This window comes from Streptomyces caniscabiei (assembly GCF_014930365.1).
GTDB lineage: Bacteria > Actinomycetota > Actinomycetes > Streptomycetales > Streptomycetaceae > Streptomyces > Streptomyces caniscabiei.
On the sequence record NZ_JABXWI010000018.1, the window covers coordinates 98,624 to 124,744 of the forward strand.

Annotated in this window: 22 protein-coding genes; 14 read left to right on the forward strand and 8 right to left on the reverse strand. The window is 71.7% G+C overall.

Annotated elements, in window-relative coordinates; translation table 11 throughout:
* Window positions 1–55 precede the first annotated feature (55 nt).
* Window positions 56–952: a serine hydrolase gene (locus HW837_RS38410; protein ID WP_177262021.1), complete on the reverse strand. Its 897-nt coding sequence runs from the start codon at window positions 950–952 to the stop codon at window positions 56–58.
* 298 nt (window positions 953–1,250) lie between these two features.
* On the opposite strand from HW837_RS38410, the gene HW837_RS38415 reads away from it, so the two are divergent.
* Window positions 1,251–1,622 carry a type I-C CRISPR-associated protein Cas8c/Csd1 gene (locus HW837_RS38415; RefSeq protein WP_045557686.1) on the forward strand — a complete coding sequence of 124 codons (372 nt, stop codon included), beginning with the start codon at window positions 1,251–1,253 and terminating at the stop codon, window positions 1,620–1,622.
* A gap of 23 nt (window positions 1,623–1,645) precedes the next feature.
* Window positions 1,646–2,011 (forward strand): DUF4180 domain-containing protein, encoded by a 366-nt coding sequence (locus HW837_RS38420; RefSeq protein WP_045557687.1) that lies wholly within the window; start codon window positions 1,646–1,648, stop codon window positions 2,009–2,011.
* A gap of 51 nt (window positions 2,012–2,062) precedes the next feature.
* Here the strand turns inward: HW837_RS38420 and HW837_RS38425 are convergent, their stop codons facing one another.
* Window positions 2,063–3,346 (reverse strand): phosphatase PAP2 family protein, encoded by a 1,284-nt coding sequence (locus tag HW837_RS38425; protein ID WP_078853430.1) that lies wholly within the window; start codon window positions 3,344–3,346, stop codon window positions 2,063–2,065.
* Window positions 3,347–3,955: 609 nt separating this feature from the next.
* Between HW837_RS38425 and HW837_RS38430 the strand changes: the two genes are divergently transcribed.
* Together HW837_RS38430 and HW837_RS38435 are read left to right on the forward strand one after the other, a co-directional pair.
* Entirely contained in the window at window positions 3,956–4,762 is an 807-nt protein-coding gene (locus tag HW837_RS38430) for an endonuclease I family protein (RefSeq protein ID WP_045557688.1), read from the forward strand.
* Window positions 4,763–4,980: 218 nt separating this feature from the next.
* The gene (locus HW837_RS38435) at window positions 4,981–6,465 is read left to right on the forward strand and encodes an FG-GAP-like repeat-containing protein (RefSeq protein WP_193381055.1); all 1,485 of its coding nucleotides are present in this window, start codon (window positions 4,981–4,983) and stop codon (window positions 6,463–6,465) included.
* A 73-nt stretch (window positions 6,466–6,538) separates the two neighbouring features.
* On the opposite strand, the gene HW837_RS38440 is transcribed toward HW837_RS38435, so the two are convergent.
* On the reverse strand, window positions 6,539–7,465 hold the full coding sequence (locus HW837_RS38440; RefSeq protein WP_193381054.1) for an alpha/beta fold hydrolase: 927 nt from the start codon (window positions 7,463–7,465) through the stop codon (window positions 6,539–6,541).
* A gap of 86 nt (window positions 7,466–7,551) precedes the next feature.
* Here HW837_RS38440 and HW837_RS38445 point away from each other — a divergent pair, with 86 nt between their 5' ends.
* Window positions 7,552–8,166, forward strand: coding sequence for a TetR/AcrR family transcriptional regulator (locus HW837_RS38445; RefSeq protein ID WP_193381053.1), 615 nt, complete (start codon window positions 7,552–7,554; stop codon window positions 8,164–8,166).
* 476 nt (window positions 8,167–8,642) lie between these two features.
* Here HW837_RS38445 and HW837_RS38450 read toward each other — a convergent pair whose 3' ends face one another.
* Complete coding sequence (locus HW837_RS38450) at window positions 8,643–10,328, reverse strand: thiamine pyrophosphate-binding protein (protein WP_045557692.1); 1,686 nt, start codon at window positions 10,326–10,328, stop codon at window positions 8,643–8,645.
* Window positions 10,325–11,326, reverse strand: coding sequence for an agmatinase (gene speB / locus HW837_RS38455; RefSeq protein ID WP_045557693.1), 1,002 nt, complete (start codon window positions 11,324–11,326; stop codon window positions 10,325–10,327). Before speB ends, HW837_RS38450 begins: the two co-directional genes overlap by 4 nt.
* A gap of 156 nt (window positions 11,327–11,482) precedes the next feature.
* Between speB and HW837_RS38460 the strand changes: the two genes are divergently transcribed.
* The 3 genes from HW837_RS38460 (at window position 11,483) to HW837_RS38470 (ending at window position 14,553) form a co-directional block, all read left to right on the forward strand.
* Window positions 11,483–13,087, forward strand: coding sequence for a PucR family transcriptional regulator (locus tag HW837_RS38460; RefSeq protein ID WP_045557694.1), 1,605 nt, complete (start codon window positions 11,483–11,485; stop codon window positions 13,085–13,087).
* Between the two features lie 61 nt (window positions 13,088–13,148).
* On the forward strand, window positions 13,149–13,697 hold the full coding sequence (locus HW837_RS38465) for an ATP/GTP-binding protein (RefSeq protein WP_045557695.1): 549 nt from the start codon (window positions 13,149–13,151) through the stop codon (window positions 13,695–13,697).
* A gap of 61 nt (window positions 13,698–13,758) precedes the next feature.
* On the forward strand, window positions 13,759–14,553 hold the full coding sequence (locus tag HW837_RS38470) for a phosphatase (protein WP_045557696.1): 795 nt from the start codon (window positions 13,759–13,761) through the stop codon (window positions 14,551–14,553).
* Here the strand turns inward: HW837_RS38470 and HW837_RS38475 are convergent.
* The 3 genes from HW837_RS38475 to HW837_RS38485 form a co-directional block, all read right to left on the reverse strand.
* Window positions 14,540–15,466: an acyl-CoA thioesterase gene (locus HW837_RS38475; protein ID WP_045557697.1), complete on the reverse strand. Its 927-nt coding sequence runs from the start codon at window positions 15,464–15,466 to the stop codon at window positions 14,540–14,542. The genes HW837_RS38470 and HW837_RS38475 overlap by 14 nt on opposite strands.
* A gap of 50 nt (window positions 15,467–15,516) precedes the next feature.
* A complete protein-coding gene (locus HW837_RS38480; RefSeq protein WP_045557796.1) occupies window positions 15,517–16,674 on the reverse strand; it encodes an acyl-CoA dehydrogenase family protein in 1,158 nt (385 codons plus the stop codon).
* Between the two features lie 429 nt (window positions 16,675–17,103).
* Window positions 17,104–17,703 carry an SACE_7040 family transcriptional regulator gene (locus HW837_RS38485; RefSeq protein ID WP_193381052.1) on the reverse strand — a complete coding sequence of 200 codons (600 nt, stop codon included), beginning with the start codon at window positions 17,701–17,703 and terminating at the stop codon, window positions 17,104–17,106.
* 86 nt (window positions 17,704–17,789) lie between these two features.
* On the opposite strand from HW837_RS38485, the gene HW837_RS38490 reads away from it, so the two are divergent.
* From HW837_RS38490 to HW837_RS38515, 6 genes are all read left to right on the forward strand, one after another.
* Complete coding sequence (locus HW837_RS38490) at window positions 17,790–19,406, forward strand: carboxyl transferase domain-containing protein (protein ID WP_045557699.1); 1,617 nt, start codon at window positions 17,790–17,792, stop codon at window positions 19,404–19,406.
* Between the two features lie 19 nt (window positions 19,407–19,425).
* A complete protein-coding gene (locus HW837_RS38495; protein WP_093791026.1) occupies window positions 19,426–21,363 on the forward strand; it encodes an acetyl/propionyl/methylcrotonyl-CoA carboxylase subunit alpha in 1,938 nt (645 codons plus the stop codon).
* Entirely contained in the window at window positions 21,360–22,325 is a 966-nt protein-coding gene (locus HW837_RS38500) for a hydroxymethylglutaryl-CoA lyase (protein WP_045557700.1), read from the forward strand. The genes HW837_RS38495 and HW837_RS38500 overlap by 4 nt, the downstream gene beginning before the upstream one ends.
* Window positions 22,322–23,482 carry an acyl-CoA dehydrogenase family protein gene (locus tag HW837_RS38505; RefSeq protein ID WP_045557701.1) on the forward strand — a complete coding sequence of 387 codons (1,161 nt, stop codon included), beginning with the start codon at window positions 22,322–22,324 and terminating at the stop codon, window positions 23,480–23,482. Before HW837_RS38500 ends, HW837_RS38505 begins: the two co-directional genes overlap by 4 nt.
* Before the next feature lie 366 nt (window positions 23,483–23,848).
* On the forward strand, window positions 23,849–24,901 hold the full coding sequence (locus tag HW837_RS38510; protein WP_045557702.1) for an ABC transporter substrate-binding protein: 1,053 nt from the start codon (window positions 23,849–23,851) through the stop codon (window positions 24,899–24,901).
* A 218-nt stretch (window positions 24,902–25,119) separates the two neighbouring features.
* On the forward strand, window positions 25,120–25,977 hold the full coding sequence (locus tag HW837_RS38515; RefSeq protein WP_193381051.1) for a siderophore-interacting protein: 858 nt from the start codon (window positions 25,120–25,122) through the stop codon (window positions 25,975–25,977).
* Window positions 25,978–26,121: the final 144 nt, after the last annotated feature.

The following is a 26,121-nucleotide window of genomic DNA, read 5'->3' on the forward strand; positions in this document are numbered from 1 at the left end:
GCACCCGCCAAACGAACCCGCACCCGCACCCGCCAAGCGAGCGCGCACCCCAGAGCTACTGCGCGGCCCCCGCCTCCGGAACCGGAACCGTCGCCTCCTGCGGCCGGTCGGTGGGCTCGTACCGCTGCACGCCCGCCGTGCCCGAGGACGCCTTCGGGACGGGCACGAGGTCCTTGTGGATGACCTTGGCGACGGCCTGGATGGTGTTCACGCCGTACTGCATGTCGGGGTTGCCGTGGGTGAGGACGGTGATCGTGTAGTCCCGTCCGCCGCCGTTGAACGTGCCGACGCTGTGCACCCGCCAGCCGTGCGTGGCGCGGGACAGCCACCCGTTCTTGACGTGCACCTTCACGGTGGAGGGCGCTCCGGCCGGGGTGCCCCAGCGCTGCCCGGAGACGACCTTGTTCATCAGCTTGAGGACGTACGCGCGCGCGTTGTCGCTCAGGACGGTGTTCTTCGCGGTGAGCAGCGCGAGCAGGCGCTGCTCGTCCCGGACGGTGATCTGGGTGAGGCCCCAGTAGTTGTTCGCGCCCGGCTTGGTCTGCGTCATCTTGGCGGCCGTGAGGAACGCCTGGATCTTCTTGACGCCGAGCTGCTTCCACAGGGCGCTGGTGGAGTTGTTGTCCGACTTGGTGATCATGGCGGTGGCGAGCTTGGTCTCACGGTCCGTGAGGTACCTGTTCGTCTTCTTGGCGTCGAACAGCAGCGCGGCGAGCACGGTCACCTTCACGACGCTGGCCGAGTCGAAGGCGGTGTCCCCGCGCAGCGTGCAGGTGGTGCCGGTGGCGCGCTCGTACAGGCCGACCGCCACCGTCCCCTTCCGCTTCGCCAACGCCGTCGTGATGTCCTTCTGCAGCTTCTCGGCCAGTCCGGCCTGCTTCGACGTACAGCTGACCTGCGGTGCGGCGACCGCGGCCGGCGCGAAGGCCGCGGCGGCCGACGTGAGGACCATCCCGGCCCCGATCCCCGCAGCGACCACACGCGTCCGTCTGGACGCCGGCGACACCCGGGATACCCCCGATATCCGGTGAGTCATCAAACCTGTCCCATCCCTCGAACGACTGGAACCCGCCTCTGACGGATTCACCACAGTCGACTCGTAGGGACGATCGATAGTTGTACGGGAGTTCCCTTCTGTCGGTCCCTTCTGTCGGTCCCTTCTGCCGGTTCCCTTCGCCAGTTCCCTTCGTCCCGGGAGGGGGTAGTGAGGACGCAGAAGCCCTCCGGGCCGACGGAGAAGGAGTCCGGGATTGACCACCACACAGCCCTCCCCCGCGCATCTGTGCGGTCAGCTCTACGCGACGCTGCACACCCTGCGGGCCATCGGAAAACGCGACCGGCAGCTGGCGAACGACAGCTTCCTGGACCGGGCCAAGCGGCATCCCGGTCCGCAGTTGCGTGAGCACCTCAAGAAGGCGGGCGAGCACCTGCTCGCCGCGCGCACCCGGGGTCCCAAGCACGGGCAGGCCGCCGACGAGGTGTTCCGCGCGATAGCGGATTTCGTCCCGCCGAACGGCAGGTTCCCCGACTATCTGGACACGAAGTCACAGGCCGATTTCGCCTCCGGCTTCCACTCCCAGTTCGGCAAGTACGCCCTCACCCACGACGCCCTGTTCAGGTGACCGGCGGCCTGTAGCCTCGCCCCATGACCACCACCCTGCAGACGATCCATGACGTGCCCGTGCTGGTGTGTGACGCCGACGGTGGGGTGATCGGAGGTGAGCGCGACGCCCTGGACCTCATCGGGGACGCCGGGTATCAGGGCGCCGCGTGGGTCGCCGTTCCCGTCGAGCGGTTCGACGAGCGGTTCTTCGAGCTGAGCACACGCGTCGCGGGCGACATCATCCAGAAGTTCGTGCAGTACCGCGTCGGCCTCGCCGTCGTCGGCGACATCTCCCGGCACACGGCGACCAGTTCGTCCCTGCGCGACTTCGTCCGGGAGTGCAACCGCAACCGGCAGACGTGGTTCCTGAACGATGCTGACGAGCTGCGGGAGCGGCTCAAGGGCTGAGCCGCCGCACTGCGGGAGCGGCTCAAGGACCGAACCGCTCCCGCACCCGCCTCACACCAGCTCGGGGTGGCGTTCCGCCCGCCGCTCCGGCTGCGGCGGCGACGCGGCCCCCGGCGTCCAGCGTCGGTCGACGCGGACGTAGCCGTATACGACCGAGCCCATCACCAGCAGGAGAAGCGGCCCGTACACCCAGGGGTGTCGGGCCATTTCCATCGGAAGAAAGCGATAGGCCAGCAGCAGCCCGGCGAAGACCGTCGTGCCATGGAGGACCAGCGCGATTCCCGCCCGGTCCCAGCCCCGGTCGAACGTCCGCAACGCCGCCTCGATCGTGACCGTGAAGACGACACCGGCGATGAGATCCACGCCGTAGTGATACCCGAATCCCAGTGTCGCGGTGAGTGTGGCGATCAGCCAGAACGTTCCCGCGAACCGCAGAGCGCGCGGGCCGCGACGGGAATGGATGAATATCGCCGTCGCCCACGCCGTGTGGAGGCTCGGCATGCAATTGCGGGGGGTGATCTCGTCGTACACCATCGGGTGCGGAGTGGTGAGCGACGGTGGGGTGTCGGGCCAGATATTGGCGAGCGCCCAGTGCTCACCGCCCGTGCCGAACGCGCCCGTGCCGTAGGCGAAGACCGGACCGACGACGGGGAAGATCATGTAGATGCTCGGCCCGAGGAGGCCGATCACCAGGAAGGTGCGCACCAGGTGGTGGCGCGGGAAGCGGCGTTCGGCCGCCACGTGCCGCAGCTGGTAGAGCGTCACGACGACCGCCGCCACCGCGAGCTGGATGTAGACCCAGTCGAGCAGATGCGTGCCGACGGGCCCGGTGGCCCTGACCATCCGGCCCACCAGCCACGAGGGGTTGCCCAGGGCGTGGTCGGCGGTCGCGAGGTACGGGTCGAGCACCGTGGGCCGGGTCTTGGACGTGATCAGCAGCCAGGCGTCGCCCGTCTTGCGGCCGGCCACCAGCAGCAGGCCGAGCCCGACGCCCTTCAGCAGGAGCGCCCGTTCACGGCCGGTGCGCCGGGTGACGGCGATGACCGCGCAGCCCAGGATGACCCACAGCGCGCCGTTGCCGAACATCATTCTGGCGTCGACGAGCCATCGGACGAGAAAGAAGACGAGGTCGATCCCGACGGCGACGGCTGCCGCGACGGCCCGTTCCCGCCAGGTGAGCACCACCATCGTCAAGGCCATGCTGGCATAGAGCAAAGGCCCCGATTTGGGGGCGAATATCACCTCGCTCGCCTGGTTGGTGATCGGCCCCGGCAGCCCGTATCCCCGCGCGACGATCTCCAGCGCGAGAATGAATCCGACGGCCGCGACACTCATCCCGGCCCACAGAATCACCCTCGGTCGGCGCCACGTGGCGGACGCGAACGCGCTTCGTATTCGCGGGAGCGCCCGCGAGAGTATGGATATCAATTATCCGGCCGCCGTCTTCTTCGATCGGCCGGATCTCTTCTTGGTGAGCAACATGGCTTTCCGGTGTGGGTACGGACGGGCGGCCCAGCGGGCGCGGACGGACTGGCGGACGGGCGGGGCGGACGGGCGAACAGCGGGACGGACAAACGGACGGGCAGACAGACGGATGAGCCGCCGGTGCGGGTCGCGCCGGGCGCGATCGCTGTAAGGAAGACGGCTCATCACCCGTCGAGGTTGCTCTGCACCCGACAACTACGCAAGACCGCCCACCGCCCCAGCACGCCCGAATCCCCACGTCAATGAGGGTCTCCCCTTGAATCGCGGCAGGCGAAGGGGAGTTGAAGCGCAAAGGTTGCGCCGTTGGCCGAATCGTCATCAGATCGCCTCCCAGCCGTAACACCTGGACTGACCCGTCCATGCCAATCTCTCGTTTACCCACACAGTCAACCCGCGTAGAACGAGACTCCCCGAAGCAATTCCTCGTCCTGCGCGGCCCTCTGGGAAGGGACACCCCTCATGCCTGCTGCGCGGATACGCAGTTGGAAGTCGGTCGCTCTCGCGACGTCGGCCGTGCTCGTCGGTATCGTCCTCCCGGCGGCCACCGCCACCCCCGCCTCGGCGACGACCACCGCCTACGACGCGACGTACTACAAGAACGCGGTCGGCAAGACCGGTACGGCCCTGAAGTCCTCCCTCCACACGATCATCAGCGCCAACGTCTCGAAGATCTCGTACTCCGCGGTCTGGGACGCGCTGAAGGTCACCGACCAGGACCCGAACAACAGCAGCAACGTGCTCCTGCTGTACAGCGGTGTCTCCCGCAGCAAGTCCCTCAACGGCGGTGACGTCGGCGACTGGAACCGCGAGCACACCTGGGCCAAGTCGCACGGCGACTTCGGCGAGGCCATCGGGCCGGGCACCGACCTGCACCACCTGCGCGCCTGCGACGTGGTGATCAACAGCACCCGTGGGAACCTCGACTTCGACAACGGCGGCAGCACCGTCACCAACGGCGGCGGCAGCACCGTCGACTCCGACTCCTTCGCGCCGCGCGCCGCGGACCGGGGCGACGTGGCCCGCATCATCCTCTACATGGCCGTCCGCTACGAGGGCGACGACGGCTGGCCCAACCTGGAGCCCAACGAGAAGGTCGGCAACGGCTCCAACCCCTACATGGGCAAGCTCTCCGTCCTGAAGGCCTGGAACGAGGCGGACCCGCCGAGCGCCTTCGAGGAGCGCCGCAACCAGGTCATCTACGACACCTACCAGCACAACCGCAACCCGTTCATCGACCACCCGGAGTGGGTCGAGGCGATCTGGTAGCCGCCCGCCGAGCACGGCGAACCCCCGGCCCCGTACAACCCCCACGTACGGGCCGGGGGTTCACCCTGTGTCCCGCCGCAGCCGCCCGCCCTGACAGGGTCACTCAGTTACCGACCCATGACATTCGCACGTACAACCGATGAAGGCCCCGTCGAGTCGGACTACACGGACGCGGCTCCTCCGCCACGCCGGACCACACCGACCCGAAAGGCACGTGCATGTCACGAGCACGACACAGCATCCGCGCGACACGGCTGAGCGCCTCCGTGGCGGCGGTGGCGCTGCTGACCGGGGGCCTGACGGCCCTGTCGCTCGGCCCGGCCTCGGCGGCCCCCGCGAAGGTGGGCGTGGCGGACGACTTCAACGGCGACGGGTACGCCGACCTGGTCGTGGGCGCCCCGAACGCCACGATCTCGGCGAAGGCCAAGGCGGGCTACGTGACCGTCCTGTACGGCTCGAAGAGCGGCGTCTCGCCCACGAACAAGAAGCTGATCAGCCGCTCGACGACCGGGGTCCCCGGCTCCGCCACCGCGAACCAGCGCTTCGGCTCGACGTTCACCAAGGGCGACCTGGACCGCGACGGCTACGGCGACCTGGTGATCGCGGGCGGTACGGCGGGTTCGGTGATCGTCTGGGGCTCGGCGTCCGGGCTGACAGGCGGCACGAGCATCGCCGCCTACGGGGCGGCCCCGCAGGCGGGCGACTTCGACGGCGACGGCAAGACCGACCTCGCGCTGTTCTCCGCGCAGTCCGTCGGCGGCGACGACCCCGAGGGCGCGCCGGCGGCCCTGTGGAAGGGCCCGGTCTCCCGCGCGGGCAAGCCCGCCGCCGTCCTCCCCCTCCTCGACAAGTCGCTGTGGTGGGGCTGGTACGAGGACGACGCGTCCTGCGCGACCGGCGGCGGCTGCGAGAACGGTCCGTCCTCCATCACCGGCCCGGTGGTCTCCGGCCAGGTCGGCGACGTCAACGGCGACGGCCGGGACGACCTCGTCCAGTGGCACTACACGGGCGACGGCACCTACGGCAACCGCCTCCTCCTGGGCGGCGCCTCGGGCTTCACCCGGGGCTGGGTGCCCGGGGACGACGTGAGCCGCGACCCGGCGGGCACGGGCATCGGCGACGTGAACGGTGACGGCTACGACGACGTGGTCGTGGGCGCCGAGGGCTGGTCCGACCAGGTCCGCGTGGCCTACGGCTCGCCCACCGGCACGTCCGAGGAGAACGTCCAGACCTTCGACCAGAGCCTGCCCGGCTTCCCCGGCGCGCAGGAGGAGGGCGACCTCGTCGGCTCGGCGGTCTCGGTCGCCGACGTCACCGGCGACGGTTACGCCGACATCGCCCTCGGCATCGCGTACGAGGACGTCGACGGCATCGTGAACACCGGCTCGGTCGCCCTCGTCCCCGGCACCGCCTCCGGTGTCACGGGCGCCGGCACCAAGGTCTTCCACCAGAACACCGCCGGGGTCCCCGGTGTCGCCGAGGCGGAGGACAAGTTCGGCACCACCACGGCGCTGCTGGACCTCAACGGCAACGGTCACGCCGACCTCGCCGTGGGCGCGCCCGCCGAGAACAGCGACAACGGCGCCGTCTGGGTCCTGCCCGGCACCGCCACCGGCCCGACCACCACCTCGGCCCTGGCCTTCGGCCCCGGGGACGTGGCGGGACCGGCCACGGACGCGATGTTCGGCGCGGCTCTGCGCTGACACCGGTCGCGGCGCGCGCACCCGGCGGTACCGGGACGCGCGCCGCACCACATCAATGTCGTTGAGCGGCCGGTCAGGCCGTGTGCCGAAGGATCTCCTCCGCCAGGCGGGCGTCCAGCGCGGACGGCAGGGTGTGTCCCAGCCCCTCGATCATGACCAGTTCGGCCCCCGGAACGGCGGCGGCGGTCGCCTCCGCGTGAGCCGGCGGGAACATCGGGTCCTCCGTGCCGTGCAGGACGAGCGTCGGCGCGGTGACGGAGGCCAGGGCCGCCGTGTCGTCCCCGCCGGCCGCCCCGGCGAGGGTGTGGTGGAAGCCGGCCGCCAGATCACGCGCCCGCTCGAACACCCGGCGCTCCATGGCCCGGTACTCCTCCTCGTCGAACGGCAGCACCTGGCCGTGCAGCACCCGCCACAGCGGCAGCCGCAGGGCGAGGTGCGCTTCGAGGCCCGCCTCCGGATCGGGGAGGGAGGCGGCGAGCACGGCGAGCAACTCGGCTTCGGGCGGCGGCAGTTGACCGGGCGCCGGGGGCTTCCCCGCCATGGCCCGGGTCACCACCGCCGCCATGTCCGTACCGAGCGGCTGGGACGACAGGCTCGTCAGGGTCAGCACCCGTTCCGGATCGGTGACGGCGATCCGCTGGGCGATGATCCCGCCCAGCGAGGCCCCCACGAGATGCGCCTTCCGCACGCCGAACGCGTCGAGCACGGCGAGCGCGTCCGAGGCCAGGTCGGCGACGGTGTACGGCCGCACGGCGAAGTCGACGACGGAGGACCGCCCGGTGTCACGGTGGTCGTACCGGATCACCCGCCGCCCGCCCCCGACCAGCCGCCGAACGATCCCGTCGTTCCACTGCACCCCCTGCGCCTGCGCGCCCATGACCAGCAGCACGACCGGATGCTCCGGCCCGCCGAACTCCTCGGCCCACAGCTCGATGCCGTCCACGGGAACGATCCGCTCACGGCCGACCAGGACGTCGTGCGTCTCTCTATTTTCCTGCATGGTCGTTCAAGATAATGACCGGCGGCGGATCGCGCACGCTCTTTTCGCGGTGGACGCCCCGCCCTCGCGCCCGGCACCCTGATCACATGGCCGGAGTCAAGGGGCAGGTGCAGCAACGGGGCGTGGAACGCCGTCGCGCGATGGTGGACGCGGCGATCACGCTCTTCTCCCGGCAGGGCGTACGGGGCACGGGCGTCGCCGCGATCGCCGAACAGGCCGGCGTCACCCCGTCCGCGCTCATCCACCACTTCGGCAGCAAGGACGGCCTGGTCCAGGCGGTCCTGGAGGAGGCCGACCGCCGCGCCCTGGCCCGCCTGTCGGCCACCCCGGCCGCGGAGCCGACCCTCGCCGAGGCCTTCGACTGGTTCGTACGGGACGCGGAGCACACGGCCGCCGGCGAGCGCGAACTGACCGCCCTGCACACGACCTTGACGGCGGAGAACCTGACGCCCGGCACCGCCCTGCACACCTGGTTCCGCGACCGGGGCCGCGCCCTCCGCGCCCACCTGACGGCCCTCTTCACCCGCGCGACCTCGGACGGCTCGGCCCGCCCGGACGTGGACCCGGCGACGCTGGCCACGGAAGTGGCCGCCTTCCTGGAAGGAGCCCACCTCCTCTGGCTCCTGGACCCCGAACAGGTGGATCTGCCCGCCGTACACCGCGGCTACTTCGAGGGGTTGACGGCCCGCCTCCGCCCCTGACCGCCTTCCCGAAACCGTCAGACCTCGATCGTCACGCCACCGCTCGGAAAATCGAGGGAACCGGCATCGGTCTCTTGGATCCGGGGCCCGGCTTCCCATGGCCGAAACCCCAGAAGGGGCCGTGGCGTGCCCCCACCCCATGAATCCCAAGGGGCGAAGAAGACCGGGTTCTTGACGATCGGGCCGTACGGGCCGACCACGACCGGTTCTCCGATCGACGTCCTGATGACGTGCAGCAGTTGGCGCACCTGATCGACATCAGCCCCGTCGGCGCGACTCCAACTGCCGAGCCAAGAGGCAGGTGGAAGCGAATCGGCCGCCCTGAGGCAGACCCAGGTTCTCGCGGAGACCTCCGCGTCCCCCCGTAGGACGTACGCCGTGAAGCGCACAGACGAGTCCAGCCGAACGGCCCACGCCTCCACTGGCTTCCTCCGATCACGAGCCCGACGGCCGCGGCCCTTCTCGTGCGCCCCGCGTCAGAGGTGTGTCGGCGCGAACATCCGCAGCACCGCCGGCAGGACGACCACCGAAGGGCCCGGTGTGGCAAGGGACTTGGTGAGGTCGGTCGTGAGGGTTTCGGGGGTGGTGCGGGTGGCCGGGACGCCGAACGACTCCGCCAGCGCCACGAAGTCCGGCCGCTTCAACTCCGTGCCGGTCGTCTCGCCGAACGTGTCCGTCATGTACTCGCGCAGGATGCCGTACCCGCCGTCGTCGACGATCAGCCAGGTGACGTTCAGGTCGTACTGCCGGGCCGTGGCCAGTTCGGCGATCGAGTAGAGCGCGCCGCCGTCGCCGGAGACGGCCAGCACCGGCTGGGTCGGGTCGGCCGCCGCCGCGCCGAGGGCCGCCGGGAACGCGTAGCCGAGGCCGCCGGAACCCTGCGCGGAGTGCATGGTGTTGGGGCCCTTGGGGTCGAACGCCGACCAGGCCCAGTAGGACAGGATCGTCATGTCCCAGAAGGAGGGGGCGCGGGACGGCAGGGCCCGCCGGACGGACGCCAACAGGTCCTGTTCCAGGGTGAGTTCCTGGGCGTCGATGCGCGCGCGGACACGGTCGAGCACCGCACGGACCCGGTCGGGGGCGGACGCGTCCTCCCGTGCGCCCTCGATCGTCTCCAGCAGGGCCTGGAGCGCGAGGCGCGCGTCCGCGTGGATGCCCAGCGCGGGGTGGTTGGACTCCAGCTTCCCGAGGTCCGCCTCGATCTGGATCACCCGGCCCCGGGGCCTGAACGTGTGGTAGTTCGAGGACAGTTCGCCCAGTCCCGAACCGACCACCAACAACACGTCCGCGTCCTCCAGGAAGTCCGTCGTGTGCCGGTCCTCCACCCAGGACTGGAGCGACAGCGGATGCGTCCACGGGAAGGCGCCCTTCCCCCCGTACGTCGTCACGACCGGCGCCGACAGCCGCTCCGCCAGCGTCCGCAGCTTGCCGGAGGCGTCCGCCCGGACGACCCCGCCACCCGCGATGATCGCCGGGCGGGAGGCGGACGACAGCAAGTGGGCGGCCACGGCGGTCAGTTCGGGGCGCGGCGGCAACTCCTCGGGGAAGGCGTCGCCGCCCGTCACCACCGGGATCGACGTCTCGGCAAGCAGCACGTCCTGCGGGATCTCCACCCACACCGGGCCGTGCGGGGCGGTCAGCGCCGACTTCCAGGCCGCCTCGATCGCGGACGGGATCTGGGACTGCGTACGGACGGTGTGGACCGACTTCACGACGCCCCGGAACGAGGCGGCCTGGTCCGGGAGTTCATGGAGGTAGCCGTGCCGGCCGCCGCCCAGGCCCGCCGTCGGGATCTGGCTGCTGATGGCGAGGACGGGGGCGGAGGCGGAGGCGGCCTCCTGGAGCGCGGCCAGCGACGTCAGCGCGCCGGGCCCGGTCGACAGCAGCAGCGGCGCCGCCTCCCCCGTGATCCGCCCGTACGCGTCCGCCGCGAACCCGGCGTTGTTCTCCACCCGCAGCCCGATGTAGCGCAGATCCGACCGCCGCAGCGCGTCGAACACGCCGAGCGCGTGCTGGCCGGGCAGTCCGAAGACCGTCGTCGCGCCGAGCCCGGCCAGCGTCTCCACGACCAGGTCCCCGCCGATGCGGCCGGGGGGAGGGTTCAGCGCGGCCTCCGTCTGGGCGGCCGTCGGGCGGAGTACCAGGTCGTGGTCGTGGGTCACTGGCCCTCGTTCTCCTTACGCGCCTCGGCGATCTGGCGGGACATGATCGTGGTGAGTTCGTACGCCGTGTGCGAGGCGGCCACCGCGGTGATCTCGGCGTGATCGTACGCGGGCGCCACCTCGACGACGTCGGCGGAGACCAGGTTGCAGGAGGCGAGGCCGCGCAGGATCTCCAGCAACTCGCGGGAGGTCATGCCGCCGGCCTCGGGCGTCCCGGTGCCGGGCGCGTGGGCCGGGTCGAGGCAGTCGATGTCGATGGAGATGTACAGGGGGCGGCCCCCGATCCGCTGGCGCAGCTGGTCGGCGATCTCGTCGACGCCGCGCCGCATCACGTCCGCCGACGTGACGATCCCGAAGCCCATCTTCTCGTCGTCGGTGAGGTCCTGCTTGCCGTACAGCGGCCCGCGCGTGCCCACGTGGGAGAGGGCGGACGTGTCCAGGATCCCCTCCTCGACCGCCCGCCGGAACGGGGTGCCGTGCGTGTACTCGGCGCCGAAGTACGTGTCCCAGGTGTCGAGGTGCGCGTCGAAGTGGAGCAGCGCGACCGGGCCGTGCTTCTTGGCGACCGACCGCAGCAGCGGCAGCGCGATGGTGTGGTCGCCGCCGAGGGTCATCAGCCGGGCCCCGGTGCCGAGCAGCTCGTCCGCCGCCGCCTCCACCGTCTCCACCGCCTCGTTGATGTCGAACGGGTTGGCGGCGATGTCACCGGCGTCCGCGACCTGGGCGAGGGCGAACGGGGAGGCGTCCTGGGCCGGGTTGTAGGGACGGAGCAGCCGGGACGCCTCGCGGATCGCGTTGCCGCCGAAGCGGGCGCCCGGCCGGTAGGAGACGCCCGAGTCGAACGGCACCCCCACGACCGCGACGTCCGCCCGGCCCACCTCGTCCAGGCGCGGCAGCCGGGCGTAGGTCGCGGGCCCGGCGTAGCGCGGGATCCGGGAGGAGTCGACGGGGCCGCGGGGCAGGTCGACGGGGCCGCGGGGCGTCTCGTTGCCGCTCATGATGCTGTGCCTTCTTTCCTGCGGGGTGCCGGGTGGCCTGAGACCGACCGGAGACGGTGACGGTGACAGTGACGGGCATCGACCCTAGGTCGCCGCCGCACGACTGCGAAGTGTACGTTTCATCCATTCGAGCGTGATGAAATGGAGGAAGTGCATATGGCGTCGGATCCGGCCGCACCCCCCGCCGCCACCGCACCCCCCGCCCCCTCCGTCCCGCCCACCCCGCCCGTGCCCCTGTCGGCGCTGCTGGCCCATGGCGACCTGGGTCTGCGGCAGATCGCCGGCCCGGTGGACGCGGGGACGGAGATCCACTCGGCGCACGCCTCGGAGATGCCGGACCCGTACCCGTACCTGCTCGGCGGCGAGCTGCTGCTGACGGCCGGCGTCCACATCCCGGAAGCGGCTGGCCAGGACACCTTCGACGCGTACGTCGCGCGCGTCGTCGCGGCGGGCGGCGCGGCCCTCGGCTTCGGCGTCGCCCCCGTCCACGACAGCGTCCCGGAGGCCCTGGTCGCCGCCTGCGACACCCGCGGCCTGCCCCTGATCGAGGTCCCGCCCGGCACCACCTTCTCCGGCGTCGCCCGCGCGGTCTGGCAGCTGACGGCCCGGGCCAGGCACGCGGAACTCCGCCGGGTGACGGAGGCCCAGCAGAGCCTGGCGGCGGCCGCGTCCCGTCCGGACCCGGTCCGCGCGGTCCTGCGGCAACTGGCCCGGCGCGTCTCGGGCCGAGCGGTCCTGTACGGCCCGGACGGCACGGAACTGGCGTCGTACGGACATGAGTACGGCGAACCGGTCCAGCATGGCCTGGCGGCACTGGTGACCGTGGTCCGCCCCAGCCCCCTCAGGGGCGCGGGGAACGGCGCGACCAGCCACAACGCACCCGCACCCGCCCACGCGCCCCAACCCCCCAACCCCTCCCCGCGCACCCCACCCCCCACCTCCGCCACCGACGCAGTCGACGGCACCCGCCTCACCGCCTACACCCTCACCTCCCAAGGCAACGGCTTCACCCTCGGCGTGGCCACCCCCCACCGCACCCCCGGCGACCACACCATCGCCTCGGTCGCCGTCGTCCTGCTCTCCCTCCTCACCGGTGAACGCCAGAGCGGCACCGGCGCGGCCCGCGCCTCGGCGCTGGTACGGCTCCTGCTCGGCGCCGAGCCGCAGGAGGTCGCGCCCCTCCTGGGCCCGGGCACCCACTGGCACGTCGTCCACGCCCGCCCCGCCGACGGCACCCCTCGGCCGGAGGCCCTCGCCGCGGCGGCCCTCGGCGCGGCCCTGGGCTCCGCGCTGGCCGACGTCCACGGCGATGTCGTCCGCGTCCTCGTCCCCGCCGACCGTGAGATCCGCGAGCAGCCTGGCTGGACCTGCGGGGTGAGCGCCCCCGCCGAGCCGCACGCGTGGCCGGCGGCCGACGTCCAGGCCGCCCGCGCGCTGGCCCGCGCCCGCGCCACCCGGACGACGCTGGTCCGGCACGGAGCCCGTACGACGCTGGCGCACCTCGTGCCGACGGAGGACGCGACCGCCCACGCCGAGGCCCTGCTGGCCCCGGTCACCGCCGCGCCCGGTGCCGCCGCACTCACCGAGACCCTGCGCACCTGGCTCTCCCTGCACGGCAGTTGGGACCGCACGGCCGTCGCCCTGTCCGTCCACCGCAACACGGTCCGCCAACGCGTCGCCCGCTGCGCCACGTTGCTGGACACCGACCTCGACGACCCGGACGTCCGCATGGAGCTGTGGTTCGCACTACGGCGGACCTGACCGGCGAACCCCTTGGGGTGCGCACTCCCGGCCCCCTCCCGCGGGACCTAGCCTGGGCGGCATGCGCAGATACGTGCTCACCGGCACCCCCGGGGCCGGCAAGACGACCATCCTGCGGGGCCTCGCCGCGCTCGGTCACACGGTGATCGAGGAGGCGGCCACCGATGTCATCGCCCGTGCGCAGGCGCGCGGCGAGGACGAGCCGTGGGCCCGGGACTGGTTCGTCGACGAGATCGTGGAGCTGCAGAAGCGGCGGCAGTTGGCCGCCCCGGTCGCCGACGGCGTCCAGGTGTACGACCGTTCGCCGCTGTGCACGCTGGCGCTCGCCACCTACCAGGGGCGCCCGCCGTCCCCGGCGCTGACCGCCGAGGTCGAACGGGTCACCGGCCAGGCCGTGTACCAGCGGCAGGTGTTCTTCGTCCGCAACCTGGGTTTCTGCGAGCCCACCGCCGCACGCCGCATCAGTTTCCGGCAGTCGCTGGAGTTCGAGCGGATCCACGAGGACACCTACCGCGCGTTCGGCCACGAACTCGTCGAGGTGCCCGCCGGTGACCTCGCGGGGCGGATCGCCGCGATCGACGCGGTCGTCTCCGCGCGGCGGGCGGAGTGACGCAGGTCGCAGCGGGCGGGACGCTCGCGACTCGGGCAGTTGTCTGCCTCACAATGGACGCATGCCGATACCCGGGACCCCCAGCCGCGCCGAGCTCGTCGAACACCTTGTACGGACGCGTATCGCGGGCGACGTCGCCACGCCGCGCGAGAACAACCTCTCCCACTACCGCGAACTGGCCAACGGCAACCGCCACTACTGGCTCGGCCTGGAACTCGGGGACCGCTGGAGCGACGAGCAGGACGTGCTGGCCGTGATGGCGGAGCGCGTCGGGGTGAACGACGACCCGGGTCACCGCTACGGCCAGGACACCATCGACCCGGACCTGACGGTCGACGCGCTGGAGCGCATGGCGGCCCGGCTGCGCAAGGCGGCGGAGGGCGGCCAGCGCGTCCTGTTCGCCACCGGCCACCCCGGCGGCCTGCTCCAGGTGCACCACGAGACCGCGCGGGCGCTGCGCGCGGCCGGCTGCGAGATCGTCGTCATCCCCGACGGCCTGCAGACGGAGGAGGGGTACGTCATGCAGTTCGCGGACGTCGCCGTCCTCGAACACGGCGCCACCCTGTGGCACACCCACTCCCCCGAGCCGATGCGCGCCATCCTGCGGGGCCTGGAGGGCGCCGGCCGCCCGCTGCCCGACCTGGTCGTCGCCGACCACGGCTGGGCGGGCTGCGCCGGCCAGCTCGGCATCGACTCCGTCGGGTACGCCGACTCCAACGACCCGGCCCTCTTCCTCGGCGAGTCCGAGGGCACCCTCCAGGTCGTGGTGCCCCTGGACGACCACGTGGTCAGCCCGCGCCACTACGACCCGATGTCGGCGTACCTGCTGGACCAGGCGGGGCTCAGCGGGGAGTGACCCCGGGCTCCGCCGACTCCGCCGACTCTTTCGGCCGCTCCCTCGGGACGCGGACGACACCCTCCTGGATCACGGAGATCGCGAGGCGGCCGTCCCGGGTGTAGATCCGGCCCTGGCCGAGGCCCCGGCCGGCCGCCGCCGACGGTGACTCCTGGTCGTACAGGAGCCATTCGTCGGCACGGAAGGGCCGGTGGAACCACATGGCGTGGTCGAGGGAGGCCCCGACGACGTCCCCGACGGCCCAGCCGCCGCGGCCGTGCGCGAGCAGCACGGAGTCGAGGAGCGTCATGTCGGAGACGTACGTGGCGAGGACGACGTGCAGCAGCGGGTCGTCGGCGGCACCGTCGAGCTTGCCGTCGGCGCGGAACCAGACCTGGGAGTGGGGTTCGCGGGGCTCGCCGTAGCGGCCGTAGGGCGGATCCTCGACGTAGCGCAGGTCGACAGCGGCCCGGGACTCCAGCATCTTCTCCACCACGGCCGGGTCGAGGCCGTACGCCGGGAGGCGTTCCTCGGCGGTGGGGAGGGTCTCCGGGTCGGGCGCGGCGGGCATCGGGGCCTGGTGGTCGAGGCCGTCCTCGTAGCGCTGGAAGGACGCGGAGAGGGCGAAGATCGGCTGGCCGTGCTGGACGGCGACGACGCGGCGCGCGGTGAAGGAGCGGCCGTCATTCATGCGCTCCACGGTGTAGACGATGGGCGCGCCGGCGTCGCCGATGCGCAGGAAGTACGCGTGGAGGGAGTGCGGGAGGCGGTCTGCGGGGACCGTGCGCCCGGCGGCGACGAGCGCCTGGGCCGCGACCTGCCCGCCGAAGACCCGGGGGACGATGGCGGGCCGGGACTGGCCGCGGAAGATGTTCTCCTCGATCTGCTCCAGGTCGAGCAGATCGAGGAGAGACTGAAGTGCGGGCTGACTCATGGGGTCAGTTGTACTGTGCAGGGGTTTCCGGTGTCTTACGGGCCCGTGCCCTACAGCCCCATGTCCTTGGCGATGATCGTCTTCATGATCTCGCTGGTGCCGCCGTAGATGCGGTTGACGCGGTTGTCCGCGTACAGGCGGGCGATCGGGTACTCGTTCATGAAGCCGTAGCCGCCGTGCAGCTGGAGGCAGCGGTCGATGACGCGGTGGGCGACCTCGGTGGTGAACAGCTTGGCGGAGGCGGCCTCGGCGGCGGTCAGCTCGCCCGCGTCCAGGGCCTCGGTGGCGCGGTCCACGACGGCCTCGGCGGCGTCGACCTCGGCCTGGCAGGCGGCCAGTTCGAACTTGGTGTTCTGGAAGGCGGCGACGGGCTGGCCGAAGACGACGCGCTCCTGCACGTACTGCTTGGCGAACCGGATGGCGGCCTTGGCCTGCGCGTAGGCGCCGTAGGCGATGCCCCAGCGCTCGGAGGCGAGGTTGTGGCCGAGGTAGTAGAAGCCCTTGTTCTCCTCGCCGAGGAGGTCCTCGACGGGCACCTTGACGTCGACGAACGCCAGCTCGGCGGTGTCGGAGGTCTTCAGGCCGAGCTTGTCGAGCTTGCGGCCGACCGAGTAGCCCTCGGCCTTGGTGTCCACGACGAAGAGGGAGATGCCGTGGCGGCGGTCCTCCTTGGTCGAGGGGGCGGTGCGGGCGCAGACGATCATGCGGTCGGCGTGGACGCCGCCGGTGATGAAGGTCTTGGCGCCGTTGAGGACGTAGTGCGTGCCGTCCTCGGAGAGCTTGGCGGTGGTGCGCATGCCGGCGAGGTCGGAGCCGGTGCCCGGCTCGGTCATCGCGATGGCCCACATCTCCTCGCCGGAGCAGAACTTCGGCAGGAAGCGCTTCTTCTGCTCGTCGGTGGCGAGCAGCTTGACGTAGGGCAGGCCGAGCAGCACGTGCACGCCGGAGCCGCCGAAGGTGATGCCCGCGCGGGCGGTCTCCTCGTACAGGACGGCCTCGAACTTGTAGGAGTCGATGCCGGCGCCGCCGTACTCCTCGTCGACGCGGATGCCGAAGACACCCAGCTCGGCGAGCTTGTAGTAGAACTCGCGCGGCGCCTGGCCCGCGGCGAGCCACTCGTCGTAGACCGGCACGACCTCGGCCTCGATGAAGGCACGGAGGGTCTCCCGGAACGCCTCGTGATCCTCGTTGAACACCGTACGGCGCACCGCCGCCACCCTTCTTGCGCCTGGACCGGCGCCGCTCTCGCGTACCTGGTTGCTCGCCGTCGGGGTCCCTCAAGGGATGGTTGCGGTTCCATCGACCTGATGGTGCGGAACCACCGGCACGGCTAAGCGCTCGCTCAGGCAACCGTACCGGCGGGTAGCGAAGCCCGTCCAGACCCCTCCCCCCGTAACGCTCGTCACTCCTGCGCAGCAGCGGCCCCGACCTCGGCCGGACCGGCCGGTTCCCGGGCGCCGGGGCCGGCCGGTGGCCGCGGGTCCGCCGAGCTCCTCGATCAGCAACGGCCGGCCCCGCCCACCCCTCGACGGCGCCGGCCCGGAGCCCGTCCCCGCCCGATCGGCCGAGACGCGGCGGACGGCACCGCCTCCGCTCCCCGCCCCCGCGGACAGCCGCTCCACCCGGGCAGAAGGCGGTCAGTCGGCGGAGGCGGCCGCCCCGAAGGCCCCCCGCGCCATCCTGTGCAGGAGGGCTGCCGTGGCCGTCCGGCCCGGGAGGGGGCCGGGGCGGCCCAGGTGCGGGGTGGAGTTCAGCAGGCCGAAGACCGAGTGGACGGCGGAGCGGGCGGCGGGCTCCGTGAGGCCCGGGTGGACCTCGCGCAGCACCTGCACCCACAGCTCGACGTACTGACGCTGGAGCTGGCGCACCAGCTTGCGGTCGCTGTCGCGGAGGCGGTCCAGCTCACGGTCGTGCAGGGTGATCAGGGGGCGGTCGTCCAGGGCGAAGTCGATGTGCCCCTCGATGAGCGAGTCGAGGACCGCCTCGGCCGGACCCCCGTCGGCCTCCGCCAGCCGCCGCTTGGCGCCCGTCAGGAGCTGCCCGCTGATGCCGACCAGCAGCTCGGCGAGCATCGCGTCCTTGCCGGCGAAGTGCCGGTAGAGACCGGGGCCGCTGATCCCCACGGCGGCGCCTATCTCGTCGACACCGACGCCGTGGAAGCCGCGCTCGGCGAAGAGCCGCGCGGCCTCCTTGAGGATCTGCTCGCGACGGGTGGGGGCGTCGGTTCTGGTGGTCATGAGAGCAATTCTAGACAGGGAGGTTAGCGGTCGTTAACCTGGAGGAAATGCGTTAACGCTCATTAACAAGGTGAGGGGTTCGCAGGATGCACGAGGCACCGGAGCTTCACAGCGCGGCCGACCCCGCGTCGGAAGCCTGGCGGGCCAACGAGGAGGCCCACCGCGCGCTGGTGGACGAGCTGCGCGGCAAGCTCGCCGCCGCCCGGCTCGGCGGCGGCGAGAAGGCGCGCGCCCGGCACACCGCGCGCGGCAAGCTGCTGCCGCGCGACCGGGTCGACACCCTCCTCGACCCCGGCTCCCCCTTCCTGGAGCTGGCCCCGCTGGCGGCCGACGGGATGTACGAGGGGCAGGCCCCGGCGGCGGGGGTGATCGCCGGGATCGGCCGGGTCGGCGGGCGCGAGTGCGTCGTCGTCGCCAACGACGCCACCGTCAAGGGCGGCACCTACTACCCGATGACGGTGAAGAAGCACCTGCGCGCCCAGGAGGTGGCCCTGGAGAACCGGCTGCCCTGTCTCTACCTCGTCGACTCCGGCGGCGCCTTCCTGCCGATGCAGGACGAGGTCTTCCCCGACCGTGAGCACTTCGGCCGGATCTTCTACAACCAGGCGCGGATGTCGGGGGCCGGCATCCCGCAGATCGCCGCCGTGCTCGGCTCGTGCACGGCGGGCGGCGCGTACGTCCCCGCCATGAGCGACGAGGCCGTGATCGTCCGGGGGCAGGGCACCATCTTCCTGGGCGGCCCGCCGCTGGTGAAGGCCGCCACCGGTGAGGTCGTCACCGCCGAGGAACTGGGCGGCGGCGAGGTGCACTCCCGGATCTCGGGCGTCACCGACCACCTCGCCGAGAGCGACGCCCACGCCCTGCGCATCGTGCGGACCATCGTCTCCACCCTGCCCGCCCGGGGCCCGCTGCCCTGGTCGGTCGAGCCGGCCGTCGAGCCCAAGGTCGACCCGTACACGCTGTACGGCGCGGTGCCGGTCGACTCCCGCACCCCGTACGACGTGCGGGAGGTCATCGCGCGCGTGGTCGACGGCTCGCGGTTCGCCGAGTTCAAGGCGGAGTTCGGGCAGACCCTCGTCACCGGCTTCGCCCGGATCCACGGGCACCCGGTCGGGATCGTCGCCAACAACGGCATCCTGTTCTCCGAGTCCGCGCAGAAGGGCGCCCACTTCATCGAGCTGTGCGACCAGCGCGGCATCCCGCTGGTCTTCCTCCAGAACATCTCCGGCTTCATGGTCGGCCGGGACTACGAGGCCGGGGGCATCGCCAAGCACGGCGCCAAGATGGTGACGGCCGTGGCCTGCACCCGCGTCCCCAAGCTGACGGTCGTCGTCGGCGGCTCGTACGGCGCGGGCAACTACTCGATGTGCGGCCGGGCGTACTCGCCGCGCTTCCTGTGGATGTGGCCGAACGCCAAGATCTCGGTCATGGGCGGCGAGCAGGCCGCGTCCGTCCTCGCGACCGTGAAGCGGGACCAGCTGGAGGCACGCGGCGAGGAGTGGCCGGCGGCGGACGAGGAGTCCTTCAAGGATCCGATCCGCGCCCAGTACGAGCGCCAGGGCAACGCGTACTACGCCACCGCCCGGCTCTGGGACGACGGGGTCATCGACCCCCTCGACACCCGGCAGGTCCTGGGCCTGGCCCTGACCGCCTGTGCCAACGCGCCGCTGGGGGACCCCCAGTTCGGCGTCTTCCGGATGTGAGGGGGAGCTGACCATGAGCATGTTCGACACGGTTCTCGTGGCCAACCGGGGCGAGATCGCCGTCCGCGTCATCCGTACGCTGCGGTCGCTGGGCGTCCGCTCCGTCGCCGTGTACTCCGACGCGGACGCCGACGCCCGGCACGTCCGGGAGGCCGACACGGCGGTACGGATCGGCCCGGCGCCGGCGGCGGAGAGCTATCTGTCGGCGGAGCGGCTACTGGAGGCCGCCGCCCGCACCGGCGCCCGGGCCGTGCACCCCGGGTACGGCTTCCTCGCGGAGAACGCCGGCTTCGCGCGGGCGTGCGCCGACGCGGGCCTGGTCTTCATCGGCCCGCCCGCCGACGCCATCTCCCTGATGGGCGACAAGATCCGCGCCAAGGAGACGGTACGGGCGGCCGGGGTGCCGGTGGTGCCGGGCTCCAGCGGCAGCGGGCTGACGGACGGCCAACTGGCCGACGCCGCACGGGAGATCGGCATGCCGGTGCTGCTGAAGCCCAGCGCGGGCGGCGGCGGCAAGGGCATGCGGCTGGTCCGGGACGCGGCCGTGCTGGCCGACGAGATCGCCGCCGCCCGGCGCGAGGCCCGCGCCTCCTTCGGCGACGACACCCTCCTCGTGGAGCGGTGGATCGACCGCCCCCGGCACATCGAGATCCAGGTCCTCGCCGACGGCCACGGCCATGTGGTCCACCTCGGCGAGCGCGAGTGCTCCCTCCAGCGCCGCCACCAGAAGATCATCGAGGAGGCGCCGAGCGTCCTGCTCGACGAGGCGACCCGGGCGGCGATGGGCGAGGCGGCCGTCCAGGCGGCCCGCTCCTGCGGCTACTCCGGCGCGGGCACGGTCGAGTTCATCGTCCCCGGCGGCGACCCGTCCTCGTACTACTTCATGGAGATGAACACCCGCCTCCAGGTCGAGCACCCGGTGACCGAACTGGTCACCGGTGTCGACCTGGTGGAGTGGCAGCTGCGGGTCGCGGCGGGCGAGCGGCTGGCGTTCGGGCAGGAGGACGTGCGGCTGACGGGGCACGCGGTGGAGGCCCGCCTCTGCGCCGAGGACCCCGCGCGCGGCTTCCTCCCCTCCGGCGGCACGATCCTGCGGCTGCGCGAGCCCCAGGGCGACGGCGTCCGCACCGACTCCGGCCTCAGCGAGGGCACGGAGGTCGGCTCGCTGTACGACCCGATGCTCTCCAAGGTCATCGCGTACGGCCCCGACCGCGCCACCGCCCTGCGCCGGCTCCGGGCGGCCCTCGCGGAGACGGTCACCCTCGGCGTCCAGACGAACGCCGGGTTCCTGCGCCGGCTGCTGGCCCACCCGGCGGTGGTGGCGGGCGAGCTGGACACGGGGCTGGTGGAGCGCGAGGTGGACGGGCTGGTCGCCGGGGAGGTGCCGGAGGAGGTCTACGAGGCGGCCGCGGCCGTACGGCTGCACGGGCTGAAGCCCGACGGCGACGGCTGGACCGACCCCTTCTCCGTGCCGAGCGGCTGGCGCCTGGGCGGCACCCCCCTCACGCCCGCGTTCGACCTCCGGGCAACAGGACTCGAACCCGTCTCGCACCGCCTCAGGGGCACCCACACGGTCACCGACGGCCAGGTGTCCGTGGCCCTGGACGGTGTCCGTCACACCTTCCACCGCGCCGCCGACTGGCTGGGCCGTGACGGTGACGCCTGGCACGTGCGCGACCACGACCCCGTGGCGGCCTCGCTGAGCCGGTCCGCGCACGCCGGCGCCGACTCGCTCACCGCCCCCATGCCGGGCACCGTCACCGTGGTGAAGGTGGCCGTCGGGGACGAGGTGACCGCCGGGCAGAGCCTGCTGGTGGTGGAGGCGATGAAGATGGAGCACGTCGTCTCCGCGCCGCACGCCGGGACGGTCGCCGAGCTGGACGTCACCCCGGGCACGACCGTCGCCATGGACCAGGTGCTGGCCGTGATCGCACCCCACGAGGAGGTGGCGCAGTGAGCCTGCCCATGACGGTCCCCGAGCCCGGCCTCCCCACCCGCGTCCGCATCCACGAGGTCGGCGCCCGTGACGGCCTCCAGAACGAGAAGTCGACCGTGCCGACGCAGGTCAAGGCGGAGTTCGTCCGCCGCCTCGCCGACGCGGGCCTGACGACGATCGAGGCCACCAGCTTCGTCCACCCGAAGTGGGTGCCCCAACTGGCGGACGCGGAGGACCTGTTCCCGCTCGTGAGCGACCTGCCGGTGGCCCTCCCCGTCCTCGTCCCCAACGAGCGCGGCCTCGACCGCGCCCTCGCCCTCGGCGCCCGCCGGATCGCCGTCTTCGCCAGCGCCACGGAGTCCTTCGCCAAGGCCAACCTCAACCGCACGGTCGACGAGGCGCTGGCGATGTTCGCACCGGTCGTCGACCGGGCGAAGGCCGAGGGCGCGCACGTCCGCGGCTACCTCTCCATGTGCTTCGGCGACCCCTGGGAGGGCCCCGTCCCGATCCCGCAGGTCACCAAGGTGTGCCGTGCCCTTCTCGACATGGGCTGCGACGAACTCAGCCTCGGCGACACGATCGGCGTGGCGACCCCGGGGCACGTCCGGGCGCTGCTGACCGCACTCACCGAGGACGTCCCCGTCGAGAAGCTCGGCGTGCACTTCCACGACACGTACGGTCAGGCCCTCGCCAACACCTACGCGGCCCTCCAGCACGGCGTCACCACCGTGGACGCCTCCGCGGGCGGCCTCGGCGGCTGCCCGTACGCGAAGTCCGCCACCGGAAACCTCGCCACCGAAGACCTCGTGTGGATGCTGCGCGGACTCGGCATCGACACCGGCGTCGACCTCGGCCGTCTCGTCGCCACCAGCGCGTGGATGGCCGGCCACTTGGGCCGACCCAGCCCGTCCCGCACCGTACGCGCCCTGTCCCACGAGGACGACGAGGGCCACGAGGACCCAAGGAGCAGTGACCTCCCATGAACCACCGCCTCTCCCCCGAGCTGGAAGAACTCCGCCGTACGGTCGAGGAGTTCGCGCACGAGGTCGTCGCGCCCAAGATCGGCGACCTCTACGAGCGGCACGAGTTCCCGTACGAGATCGTGCGTGAGATGGGCCGCATGGGGCTGTTCGGACTGCCGTTCCCCGAGGAGTACGGCGGCATGGGCGGCGACTATCTGGCGCTGGGCATCGCGCTGGAGGAGCTGGCCCGGGTGGACTCGTCCGTGGCGATCACCCTGGAGGCCGGGGTCTCGCTGGGCGCGATGCCGATCCATCTCTTCGGCACCCCGGCGCAGAAGGAGGAGTGGCTGCCGCGGCTGTGCTCCGGCGAGATGCTGGGCGCGTTCGGCCTCACCGAGCCCGACGGCGGCTCGGACGCGGGCGCGACCCGGACGACGGCCCGCCTCGACGAGTCGACGAACGAGTGGGTCATCAACGGCAGCAAGTGCTTCATCACCAACTCGGGAACCGACATCACGGGGTTGGTCACCGTCACGGCGGTCACCGGCCGCACCCCGGAGGGCAAGCCGCTGATCTCCTCGATCATCGTCCCGTCCGGCACGCCGGGCTTCACGGTGGCCGCCCCGTACTCCAAGGTCGGCTGGAACGCCTCCGACACCCGCGAGCTGTCCTTCGCGGACGTCCGGGTCCCGGCGGAGAACCTCCTCGGCGAACAGGGCCGGGGTTACGCCCAGTTCCTGCGCATCCTCGACGAGGGCCGGATCGCGATCTCGGCGCTGGCCACGGGCCTCGCGCAGGGGTGTGTGGACGAGTCGGTGAAGTACGCCAAGGAGCGGCACGCCTTCGGCCGGCCGATCGGCGCCAACCAGGCGATCCAGTTCAAGATCGCCGACATGGAGATGAAGGCCCACACGGCCCGGCTCTCCTGGCGCGACGCCGCCTACCGCCTCGTCGCCGGCGAACCCTTCAAGAAGGAGGCGGCGCTGGCGAAGCTGTACTCCTCCACCGTCGCCGTCGACAACGCCCGCGACGCCACCCAGATCCACGGCGGCTACGGCTTCATGAACGAGTACCCGGTCGCCCGTATGTGGCGCGACTCCAAGATCCTGGAGATCGGCGAGGGCACGAGCGAGGTGCAACGCATGCTGATCGCGCGGGAGTTGGGGCTGGTCGGCTGATCGCCGTCGATCGACAGCTCACGTTCGAATGATGGCCGGATCCAGGCGATGACAGCTCGGCTCCGGCACCCTCCCACCCGGCTCGCCGCCCGCGAGCCGGGTGCCGCTTTGCCCCATATGAGGGTCTCGCGAGACCACTTGGAGCCCCCTGCGCATTGGTGACGCGGCCCACTGATTTAGATCTCAACTACGCCCCTGGCGGCCAACTGGCCTTCGATTCACAGGGAAGTCAAAGATTAGGGCAGAGGTGGAGGTGGGCATTCCACTACCCGGGACCACTCGCTGGACAATCGGTGAGGTTAGGCTAACCTACCTTCGAACTCACCCTCGGGCGGCACTCCGCCCCGTTCGAAAGTAGCCATACACATGTCCAACGCCAGAGCCGCTCACCTCACCCGCCGTGGCATCCTCGCCGCCGGTGGCGCACTCGGCCTCGGTGCCGTGCTCGCCGCCTGCGGGGACGAGAACTCGACGGGCGGCAGCACTGGTTCCGACAAGGAGACGGCTGCCGCCAAGTCCGGCCCCTGGTCGTTCAAGGACGACCGCGGCGTGACCGCCAAGACCGACAAGGCCCCCTCGAACATCGTCGCCTTCGTGGGTGTCGCCGCCGCGCTCCACGACTACGGCGTCGGCGTCAAGGGCGTCTTCGGCCCCACCAAGACGGCCGACGGCAAGGCCGACGTCCAGGCCGGCGACCTCGACGTCAGCAAGGTCACCGTCCTCGGCAACGTCTGGGACGAGTTCAACGTCGAGAAGTACGCCGCCCTCGCCCCCGACGTCCTCATCACCACGATGTTCGACGACGCCGGCACCCTCTGGTACGTCCCCGAGGCCTCCAAGGACAAGATCGCCAAGCTCGCGCCGAGCGTCGGCATCTCCGTCTACGACCGTCAGCTGACCGAGCCGCTGCAGCGCGTGCTGGAGCTGGCCAAGTCCCTCGGCGCGGACACGGAGTCCGAGAAGGTCACCGCCGCCAAGAAGCGGTTCGAGGACGCGGCCGCCCGGCTGCGCGCGGCCACCAAGGCCAAGCCCGACATCAAGGTGCTCGCCGGCTCCGCCAGCCAGGACATCTTCTACGTGTCCGGCTCGAACCTCTCCATCGACCTGGAGTACTTCAAGGCCCTCGGCGTGAACTTCGTCGAGCCGAGCGCCGCCGCGCTGAAGGCCAGCGGCGGCTGGTTCGAGAACCTCAGCTGGGAGAACGTCGACAAGTACGACGCGGACGTCATCATCATGGACAACCGCACCTCCGCGATCCAGCCGGACGCGATCGAGGAGGCGACGTGGAAGAAGCTGCCCGCGGTGAAGGCCGGCCAGGTCATCGGGCGCAACCCCGAGCCGATCCTGTCCTACGACAAGTGCGCGCCGCTCCTGGAGGAGCTGGCCGAGGCGATCGAGAAGGCGAAGAAGGTCAGCTAGGGCTGAAGCCGTGGGTCGACTGCGGCTCCGGTGGGGCTTCTCGCGCAGTTCCCCGCGCCCCTAAAGGCAACGGCCCCTGCGGGCCGTTGAAAAAGCACGGGGCGCAGCCCCTGCTTTTTCAGGGGCGCGGGGAACTGCGCGACCAGCCCCCACCGGACCCGCACCCGCCCACGAACCCGCAACCCCACACGCTCCCGCCCCCTATCCAGGAGCCCCCCATGACGACGGCCGTAGCCGCCCCCTTCCGTTTCTTCTCTCTTCAGGTCGTGCGGACGGAGCGGCTCGGCCCGTCGTACGTGCGCGTCACGTTCGCGGGGGACGACCTCAGGCTCTTCCTCTCCGACGGCCGGGACCAGTCGCTGTCGCTGTTCCTGCCGCACCCCGGGCAGGAAGTCCCGACCGTGCCCTACGAGTTGGGCGACGGCTGGTGGCAGGCGTGGCGGGAACTGCCGGACGACGTACGGGCGGTGATGCGCTCGTACACCCTGCGGGGGCTGCGCCGCGACCCGCACGGCGACACCGTCGAGATCGACATCGACTTCGTGCTGCACGGGGTGGAGCCCGGGGCCGCCGTGCCCGCCGGGCCCGCCTCGCGGTGGGCGTCCCAGGCCGCTCCCGGCGACCGGGTGGTGCTGCTCGGGCCCGCGATCGCCGACAACCGGGCGATCCGGTTCCGGCCGCCGACGGACACCGGCCCGGTGCTGATCTGGGCCGACGACACGGCACTGCCGGCCGCCTCCGCGATCCTCCAGTCGCTGCCGGCCGGCACCCCGGCCCGGGTCTGGCTGGAGGTCCACCACCCCGGGGACATCCAGGACCTGGCGACCGAGGCCGACGCCGAGATCACCTGGCTGGTGCGGACCGAGGGGGCGCCGACCGCACTCGACACCATCCGCGCCGCCCACCTCCCGCCCGGTGAGCCGACGTCCGCCTGGATCGCCGGTGAGTCCGGCCGCGTGAAGGAGCTGCGCCGTCATCTCGTGCGGGAGCGCGGGATCGACAAGCGGCACGTCACCTTCGTCGGGTACTGGCGTGAGGGCCTGACGGAGGAGCAGTTGCGGGAGCGCGGCGAGTAGTCGGGCGTCGACAGGCACCGAAACCGGAGTCAGTGAAGTGACCACAGTCACGGACGGGTCAGGGTTTCCCAGAAGTTAGTTAGGTTAGGCTTACCTAAGTTGGACGACGTGATGTCACCCCCCCCACTCACCTCTCCGTCCCAC

What these genes read in the sequence shown, in the direction of transcription:
- HW837_RS38440 (WP_193381054.1), bottom strand. Translation starts at nt 7,465, where the DNA reads ATGCAGGAAAATAGAGAGACGCACGACGTCCTGGTCGGCCGTGAGCGG.
- HW837_RS38425 (WP_078853430.1), bottom strand. Translation starts at nt 3,346, where the DNA reads ATGAGTGTCGCGGCCGTCGGATTCATTCTCGCGCTGGAGATCGTCGCG.
- speB (WP_045557693.1), bottom strand. Translation starts at nt 11,326, where the DNA reads ATGAGCGGCAACGAGACGCCCCGCGGCCCCGTCGACCTGCCCCGCGGC.
- HW837_RS38410 (WP_177262021.1), bottom strand. Translation starts at nt 952, where the DNA reads ATGGTCCTCACGTCGGCCGCCGCGGCCTTCGCGCCGGCCGCGGTCGCC.
- HW837_RS38475 (WP_045557697.1), bottom strand. Translation starts at nt 15,466, where the DNA reads ATGAGTCAGCCCGCACTTCAGTCTCTCCTCGATCTGCTCGACCTGGAG.
- HW837_RS38485 (WP_193381052.1), bottom strand. Translation starts at nt 17,703, where the DNA reads ATGACCACCAGAACCGACGCCCCCACCCGTCGCGAGCAGATCCTCAAG.
- HW837_RS38470 (WP_045557696.1), top strand. Translation starts at nt 13,759, where the DNA reads ATGCCGATACCCGGGACCCCCAGCCGCGCCGAGCTCGTCGAACACCTT.
- HW837_RS38430 (WP_045557688.1), top strand. Translation starts at nt 3,956, where the DNA reads ATGCCTGCTGCGCGGATACGCAGTTGGAAGTCGGTCGCTCTCGCGACG.
- HW837_RS38420 (WP_045557687.1), top strand. Translation starts at nt 1,646, where the DNA reads ATGACCACCACCCTGCAGACGATCCATGACGTGCCCGTGCTGGTGTGT.
- HW837_RS38460 (WP_045557694.1), top strand. Translation starts at nt 11,483, where the DNA reads ATGGCGTCGGATCCGGCCGCACCCCCCGCCGCCACCGCACCCCCCGCC.
- HW837_RS38490 (WP_045557699.1), top strand. Translation starts at nt 17,790, where the DNA reads ATGCACGAGGCACCGGAGCTTCACAGCGCGGCCGACCCCGCGTCGGAA.
- HW837_RS38510 (WP_045557702.1), top strand. Translation starts at nt 23,849, where the DNA reads ATGTCCAACGCCAGAGCCGCTCACCTCACCCGCCGTGGCATCCTCGCC.
- HW837_RS38445 (WP_193381053.1), top strand. Translation starts at nt 7,552, where the DNA reads ATGGCCGGAGTCAAGGGGCAGGTGCAGCAACGGGGCGTGGAACGCCGT.
- HW837_RS38465 (WP_045557695.1), top strand. Translation starts at nt 13,149, where the DNA reads ATGCGCAGATACGTGCTCACCGGCACCCCCGGGGCCGGCAAGACGACC.
- HW837_RS38505 (WP_045557701.1), top strand. Translation starts at nt 22,322, where the DNA reads ATGAACCACCGCCTCTCCCCCGAGCTGGAAGAACTCCGCCGTACGGTC.
- HW837_RS38515 (WP_193381051.1), top strand. Translation starts at nt 25,120, where the DNA reads ATGACGACGGCCGTAGCCGCCCCCTTCCGTTTCTTCTCTCTTCAGGTC.
- HW837_RS38495 (WP_093791026.1), top strand. Translation starts at nt 19,426, where the DNA reads ATGTTCGACACGGTTCTCGTGGCCAACCGGGGCGAGATCGCCGTCCGC.
- HW837_RS38435 (WP_193381055.1), top strand. Translation starts at nt 4,981, where the DNA reads ATGTCACGAGCACGACACAGCATCCGCGCGACACGGCTGAGCGCCTCC.